A 7,589-nucleotide genomic window follows, 5' to 3' on the forward strand; every position below is an offset into this window, starting at 1 on the left:
CTGACGGAATCGATTGTTCTAGATGTGCACCGAAGCGCACGGTCGACTGGCTGGGCGTTAGCTCAGCTGCTATCTGTTCAACTGCTGGGACGTCGCGCCACGCTGCGGTCGACCACTTCGGTTTTGAACGCCGCAGTGATGGCGCGGTGCTGTTCCTTGAGTGCGGCGAGGGTGTCGGCGTCTGCCATCGGCACGGTTTGCGGCTCAACCGCATTGCCTGGGCGGACGCGTTGCAGGCCATTGACGACGATAGTCTCGCCTTCGTTGAGGCCGCTGCGGACGATGCGCAGCCCTTCGAGCTTCGGCCCCAGTTCGATGGCGCGGTAATTCACCTTGCCGTCCTCGCCAAGCACCAGCACGAACTTCTTGCCCAAATCGGTCCCCACTGCGACGTCCTTGATCAGCACTGCGTCGTAGGTGGCGCTCCCGACCAGCTTCATCCGTGCATAAAGGCCAGGCGTGAAGCGCCCGTCACGGTTGTCGAACACGGCGCGCCCGCGGATGGTGCCGGTACGCGGATCGACCTGGTTGTCGATGAAGTCCATGCGGCCGAGGTGCGGGTGACCGTCCTCACTGGAAAGGCCGAGATACACCGGAGTCGCTTCGCCACGTGTGCCGTTGCGGGCCAGCTCGCGGTACTTCAGGTAGGTACGCTCATCCGCCTCGAAGTAGGCGTAGACCTCGTTGGTGGAAACCAGCGTGGTGAGCAGCGCCTCGCCAGCGTTGACCAGATTGCCGGCGGTGATCATGGCGCGGCCCGCGCGGCCGTCGATGGGTGCAGTGACGCGGGTAAAGCTGAGGTCCAGCTTGGCTGCGTCCAGTTGTGCCTGGATCGCCGCGACTGCGGATTTCGCTTCGCTGGCAGCGCTGACGCGGGCATCGGCCAATTCAGCGGAGATCGCGTTATTGGCCCGTAGCCGCTCGCCGCGCTGGGCTTCGCTGGCGGTGCGTTGTTGCGTGGCGCGCGCCTGTTGCAACTCGGCTTGCAGGCGTTTTACCTGAGCCTCGAACGGGCGCGGATCGATCTGGAACAGCAGATCGCCTTTCTTAACCAGCGCGCCTTCCTCGAAGGCGACCTTGTCGATGAAGCCGGAAACCCGTGGTCGGATTTCAACCGACTCCGGCGCTTCCAGACGCCCGGTGAGCTCGTCCCATTCGGTGACCTGTTGCTCGATGACTTCCGCGACGCTGACCGCCGGCGCGGGCATCACCGCCTCGGTGGCTTCAGGCGCCTGCCCGCATGCACCGACAAGCGCAGCGACAACTGCAACCAGTGGGTAACGCAGGGCGTTGAGTGAACGTTCCATGCTTGACTCCGCAACTCGGTTTTTATGTTGGGCGAAGTGTGCGGGGCGGGTTCTCGATGCAGAAATCGAACGAGGCGAATGTAGATATCACTTCCGATGATGATTCGGGTAAGGCGGAAGGCTTGTCTCGGCAGCGGGCCGGAGCCTTTCATCACCTAAGGACAAGCAGGCGACGCAGTGCCTTCAGAAACGGCAGTAAGGGTCGATACGTACGCTGCGGGCCATGCCGGTCCAACGGACCGGTGACCGCATCGCACGCGAATCTACGCACGCTTCCAAAGGACACGTTTCATGACACATCTGACAACCGCCCAACGACTGAGCCTCGGGTTTGGCCTGATTCTGGCGATGATTATTGTTATCGGCCTCGTGGGGGTTCAACGTGTCGGCTACATCAAGCAGACCCTGACCCAGAGTGTGGGCGCGCCAGCCAAGCAGCGCTACGCGATAGACTTCCGCGGCAGCGTCCATGATCGTGCCATTGCCATACGCGATGCAGTCTTGGTTGAAAGCGACAATGAGCTGCGTACGCATCTCAATGAAATCGAGCGGCTGAAAGCCTTTTACAAAGACGCTGCCATGGCCATGGACGCGCTTTTTGCCGCTGGAGTAGCAGACCCGGACGAGCTGCGCCTGCTGGACGCCATTAGGGAAATCGAACGCGCCGCGCTGCCGCAAACCGATGCGTTGCTTGCGCAGCGCCAGCAAGGCCGGAGCGACGAGGCGAAGACGCTGCTGCTGCGCGATGTCGCACCGGCTTACACCGAATGGCTCAAGCGCATCAATGCGTTCATCGATTATCAGGAAAGAATCCTGAAGCAGGACCTGACCAGCGTCAGCTCGGCGGCTGGAAGTTTCCTGAACATGATCTTCGTCCTGCTCACCCTGGCGATCCTGTGCAGTATCGCGGTCACCTGGATCATCATCCGCTGGCTCAAGTCCACGTTGGGCGCCGAGCCTGATCAGGTCGCGCATACCATCGATCAGCTGGCGAAAGGTCAGCTTTCCCTCGATGTGCGCACGGACTATCCCGATAGCGTTATGGGCGCGATCCGGACCATGGCGGTGCACTTGGCTGAAACTATCGGCCAGGTGCGCCAGGTGGCAGACGAGCTCACGAGCTCATCTGGAAAACTGCAGGGGATTTCCGGCGAGAACAGCCAGCAAATCCGCATGCAGATTCATGAGGCCGAGCTAATGGCGACCGCTATTTCACAGATGTCGGCCACCATGAGTGAGGTGGCGGGCTATGCAGCCAAAGCCGCGGAAGCTACCCACAACGCCAACGGTGAAGTAACGATCGGCAATCGCGTCGTCACCGAAACGGCGCAGGCGATTCAGCATTTGGCGCTAACCCTGGATGATGCTGTCGAACGCGTCCAAGAGGTTTCCCGAGACAGCCAGAACATCGAAAACATCATCGGCGTCATCACGGCGATTGCCGAGCAAACCAACCTGCTCGCACTGAACGCGGCCATCGAAGCGGCAAGGGCTGGCGAACAGGGGCGGGGATTCGCGGTGGTGGCTGACGAGGTGCGGTCCCTGGCTAACCGAACCAAGGATTCGACCCAGGAAATCCGCGCCATGATTGGCCAATTGCACGACGGAGTCGGCAAAGCGGCAGAGGTGATGGACCAAAGCCGCCGGCTCGCCGGGCAGGCGGTGGAGCAGACCGCTCAAGCGGAGCAGTCTCTGGCTCGGATCAATCTGGAGGTTGGCGCAATCAGCGACATGAACGTTCAGATCGCCAATGCAGCGAACGAGCAATCCAATGTTGCCGAAAACCTCAACCGCAACATCACTCACATCAACGCCGCAACGCAGCAGACCTCCACCGGCTCCGAGCAGGTCGCGGTAGCCAGCAAGGCATTGACTGCCCTGGCCGGGAAATTGTCGGAAAGGGTGAGGTTCTTTAGCGTCTAGCCCAAATGCTGACCGAGGCCTCGGATTGGGCTTCACCAAAAAGTGAGCGAGCCCGCAGCTCGCTCATAAGCTATCCGGATCGCCGACGAACATCTGGATGCGCGAGCGCAGCCAGCGCTCTGCGGGGTCGTTGTCCTGCGCGCCGCGCCAGGCCATGGACAGTTCAAAGTCCTGGCTGGTCTGGAAGGGTAGCGGCTCGGCGCGAACGCCACCGTTGGCGGCCAGGGCCGCAGCGGCGTAATCCGGCACGGTCGCGACCAGATCGGTGCCGGCCAGCAGACTCGCTAGCCCATTGAACTGCGGCACGGCCAGCACCACCTTGCGCTTGCAGCCGTGCAGCGCCAGTTCTTCGTCGATGTAGCCGTTCAGGTCGCCAGCGAAGGACACCATCGCATGCGGGCGCGAGCAGTAATCGTCCAGGCTCATGCGGCCTGGGATGCTGTCGGCGCGCAGCAACATGGGCTTCGGCCGTCTCAACACCTTGCGCTTGGCATTGGCCGGCAGCTCGACGGTGTAGCAGACGCCCACCGAGATTTCCCCGGACGCCAGCAGGCCCGGCATCAAAAGGTAGTTGGCGCGTCGCACGACCAGCACCACACCCGGAGCCTCAGCGCGTATGCGTCTGAGCAATTGAGGCAGCAAGGCGAACTCCACCTCGTCGGTCAAACCGATACGGAACACCAGTTCGCTGGTCGCCGGATTGAAAGTCGAGGCGCGGCTGACCGCGGTGGAGATCGAATCCAACGCAGGCGAGAGCAGGCCGGCGATTTCCTGTGCGCGAGCAGTGGGCTCCATGCTGCGGCCCGTACGTACGAACAGCGGATCGTCGAACAGCGTACGTAGACGAGCCAAAGCGGCGCTGATCGCTGGCTGTCCGAGAAACAGCTTTTCAGCCGCCCGCGTCACGCTGCGCTCGTGCATCAGCGTTTCGAAGACGATCAGCAGATTCAGATCCAGGCGGCGGAGGTCGTTGCGATTCATGCCATTCATTCACGCGTGTGGCCACGCAAGATGCTGCGGGCTTCCGAGGGTGCGTCTGCATTCTAGACAGATCGGAGTGACGCCGGCATGTCCATTTCCGCTTTGCAATAACACAAACCTGCAGGGCGGGATGCGGCTTTACGTACAGCCGAACATCATTGGCGCGCATGGCGACTATCGAACGGAATGCGGGCATCGTGGCTGGAGTTGTGCCGACAGTGCAGATAGAGTCGCTAATACAGTAGTAATCGAGGGGTCTTTCAATGTCCCGCATGATCCGTTTCCATCAGTTCGGCCCTGCCGAAGTGCTGCGTTATGAACAGCAGGACGTGCCACGGCCAGGTCCTGGTGAAGTGCTGATCGGCGTGAACGCGATCGGCATCAGCTGGAGCGATGTGCTCTGGCGGCAAGACCTTGCGCCACGCCATGCACAGCTGCCAGCCGGACTCGGCTGCGAAGTCGCTGGTGAAGTGCTGGCGGTGGGCGACGAGGTGGATGGTTTCGTCATTGGCGATCGGGTCGCGAGCTTCCTAGCTCATGACCTCAACCAGTATCCGTTGTACGGCGAGCAGGTACTGTTGCCTCAGTTCTCTCTTGTTCACTATCCGGACATGCTCAGCCCGGTCGAAGCCAGCGTGCATTACATGCCGGCGTTGGTCGCCTACTTCGCGTTGGTCGAACTGGCGCAACTCGAGCCCGGACAGCATGTTTTGGTGACCCAAGCGAGTCGTTGCACCGGACCGATCGCCGTGCAGTTGGCCAAGGCATTAGGCGCCCGGGTGATAGCCACCTGCGAGACCGCAGAAGATCGCGACTTTCTCCAGACACTGGGCGCCGAAACGGTGATCGTCACCGAAGAGGAAGACTTGGTTGGCCGCCTGCAGAAAATCACCGCTGACGCGGGCGTCGAGGTGGTGCTCGACGCGTGTGGCGGTCCTCAGATGAAGCTTCTGGGCGATGTCATCGCGCCACGCGGAAAGCTGATCCTTTACGGGCTCAACGGCGGCAACGAGACGGCCTTCCCAGCGTGTGCGGCGTTCAAGAAAAATTTCAAATTCTTCCTTCACTGCCTGTGCGATTTCACCGGCCAGCCGGAGTTGGGCATCGAGCAGAACCGTGACGCGGTCCAGCGCGCGCTGCTGCACATCAACCAGCTCACCGCCGACCGGCTGATCACGCCGCAGATCGATAAGGTGTTCGGCTTCGATGAGGTGGTAGCGGCGCACGAGTATGTCGAAAGCGGCATCCCGCGCGGTCGAGTCGCGCTGCTCGTCGATTGATTTCCTGTAGGGCCGAACTTGTTCGGTCAGTGGATGCACAGTGCAGTTGATAGCCGAATAAATTCGGCCCTACAGGTGAAGCGGGCGGCGCCGGTTAGGGATTTCAGTGGCCTGATTCAGGGGCCTCTCATCGCTTCATAGAAACTTTCCACTCTCCCTTCAAGTCCTCCGAAGACAGGTAATTCACTCGACGGAGGAAAAAACACATGGGCGAAGAAAACCAGACCTTGCCACCTCAGGAACAACCGGAGCCCGGCAAGGAAGGCTTGATGAACCCGCGTCCGGAGTTCAAGGGCGAAGACTACAAGGCCGCCGGCAAGCTGCAGGGCAAGGTGGCGATTATCACGGGCGGTGACAGCGGCATCGGTCGTTCCGTAGCCGTATTGTTCGCTAGGGAAGGCGCCGATGTGGCGATTCTCTATCTCGACCAACATCAGGACGCGGACGAAACCCGCAAAGTGGTCGAAAGCCATGGCCGTCAATGCCTGACCTTTGCCGGTGACGTAGCCGACCGCGAGGTCTGCCGGAAAGCCATCGACGAGACACTGGCCAAGTTCGGCAAGCTCGACATCCTGGTCAACAACGCCGCCGAACAGCATCCGCAGGAAAGCCTGGAAGACATCAGCGAAGAGCAGTGGGAGAAGACCTTCCGCACCAATATCTTCGGCATGTTCCAGATGACCAAGGCGGCGCTGCCGCACCTCAAGCAGGGTGCGTCCATCATCAATACCACCTCGGTAACGGCCTACAAGGGCAGCCCGCAGCTGCTCGATTACTCGGCCACCAAGGGCGCTATCACCGCGTTTACCCGCTCGCTGTCGATGAACCTGGCCGAGCGCGGCATCCGCGTGAACGGCGTAGCGCCAGGCCCGATCTGGACGCCGCTGATTCCGTCGACCTTCGATGCGGACAAGGTCGCGAAATTCGGCGCCAACGTGCCGATGAAGCGTCCTGGCCAGCCGGACGAGGTCGCACCGGCCTATGTCTATCTCGCCAGCAGCGATTCGTCCTATGTGAGCGGCCAAGTGATGCATGTGAACGGCGGTACGGTGCTCAACGGCTGAGCACCAGTCGACAGGAGAAAAGCTTATGCCTCGCACGATCTGGAAGGGCGCCGTCAGTTTCGGCTTGGTTCATATTCCCGTCGCGCTGGTGCCGGCCACCACCCGCACGGGCATCGATTTCGATTGGCTGGACAAGCGCAGCATGGACCGGGTCGGTTACAAGCGCATCAACAAGACCACCGGCGAGGACATCGATAGCGAGAACATCGTCAAGGGCGTCGAGTACGAGAAGGGCCACTACGTTGTGATCAGCGACGAAGAGATCAAGGCCGCGCATCCGAAGGCGACGCAGACGGTGGATATCGTTGCCTTCGTCGATGCCAAGGACATCTCGTTCCTCTATATCGATACGCCGTACTACCTAACGCCCGACCGGCGAGGCGAAAAGGTCTATGCGCTACTTCGCGAAACCTTGATCCAGACCGGCAAGGTCGGCATCGCCAACGTCGTGCTGCGCAACAAGCAGCACCTGGCGGTAGTGATGCCGCTGGGCAAAGCGTTGGTGATGAACACGCTACGTTGGGCTGAGGAAGTGCGGGGGCTGGAGTACCTTGAGATGAAGGACGAAGCACTCAATGCCGATCTCAACCCGCGCGAGCTGGACATGGCCAAGCGACTGGTCGAGGACATGAGCGACGAGTGGAATCCCGATCAGTACAAGGACACGTTTCAGGACCAGATCATGGACCTGGTCGAAACCAAGGCCCGCCAAGGCAAACTCGAAGCCGTGGGTGGGCCGGAGGAAGCGGTCGATCGCCGCAGCGCCGATGTCATCGACCTGACCGAACTGCTCAAGCGCAGCCTGGCCGGGAAACCTGGCAAAAAAACAGCGCAGGCCGAAGAGGTGGACGACGAAGACGATGCCGAGGAACAGGCGCCGCCGCCCAAGCGCACGGCGAGCAAAAGCGCTGCCAGCAAGGCCAAGGCACCGGCCAAGTCCACGGCAAGCAAATCCACTGGCAGCAAATCGTCCACCACAAGCAAGAGTGCAGCCAGTAAGTCCACCAGGAAGAAAGCCAGCTGATCCAGGCCGT

At 61.0% G+C, this 7,589-nt stretch carries 6 protein-coding genes; 4 read left to right on the forward strand and 2 right to left on the reverse strand.

The window, feature by feature from the left end; all coding sequences use genetic code 11:
- Positions 1 to 77 precede the first annotated feature (77 nt).
- Positions 78 to 1,307, reverse strand: a complete 1,230-nt coding sequence (locus tag NA645_RS11065) for an efflux RND transporter periplasmic adaptor subunit (protein WP_256048840.1) — start codon at positions 1,305 to 1,307, stop codon at positions 78 to 80.
- Positions 1,308 to 1,598: 291 nt separating this feature from the next.
- Between NA645_RS11065 and NA645_RS11070 the strand changes: the two genes are divergently transcribed.
- Positions 1,599 to 3,230, forward strand: a complete 1,632-nt coding sequence (locus NA645_RS11070; protein ID WP_256048841.1) for a methyl-accepting chemotaxis protein — start codon at positions 1,599 to 1,601, stop codon at positions 3,228 to 3,230.
- Between the two features lie 63 nt (positions 3,231 to 3,293).
- Here NA645_RS11070 and NA645_RS11075 read toward each other — a convergent pair whose 3' ends face one another.
- Positions 3,294 to 4,211, reverse strand: a complete 918-nt coding sequence (locus NA645_RS11075; RefSeq protein ID WP_256048842.1) for a LysR family transcriptional regulator — start codon at positions 4,209 to 4,211, stop codon at positions 3,294 to 3,296.
- Between the two features lie 263 nt (positions 4,212 to 4,474).
- On the opposite strand from NA645_RS11075, the gene NA645_RS11080 reads away from it, so the two are divergent.
- The 3 genes from NA645_RS11080 to NA645_RS11090 all read left to right on the forward strand — a co-directional run bounded on the left by NA645_RS11080 (position 4,475) and on the right by NA645_RS11090 (position 7,579).
- Positions 4,475 to 5,491 (forward strand): zinc-dependent alcohol dehydrogenase family protein, encoded by a 1,017-nt coding sequence (locus tag NA645_RS11080; RefSeq protein ID WP_256048843.1) that lies wholly within the window; start codon positions 4,475 to 4,477, stop codon positions 5,489 to 5,491.
- 206 nt (positions 5,492 to 5,697) lie between these two features.
- A complete protein-coding gene (locus NA645_RS11085) occupies positions 5,698 to 6,555 on the forward strand; it encodes an SDR family oxidoreductase (RefSeq protein WP_256048844.1) in 858 nt (285 codons plus the stop codon).
- A 25-nt stretch (positions 6,556 to 6,580) separates the two neighbouring features.
- Positions 6,581 to 7,579: a Ku protein gene (locus NA645_RS11090; RefSeq protein WP_256048845.1), complete on the forward strand. Its 999-nt coding sequence runs from the start codon at positions 6,581 to 6,583 to the stop codon at positions 7,577 to 7,579.
- The last annotated feature ends 10 nt before the right edge of the window (positions 7,580 to 7,589 follow it).

This window comes from Stutzerimonas stutzeri, from assembly GCF_024448955.1.
GTDB lineage: Bacteria > Pseudomonadota > Gammaproteobacteria > Pseudomonadales > Pseudomonadaceae > Stutzerimonas > Stutzerimonas stutzeri_AQ.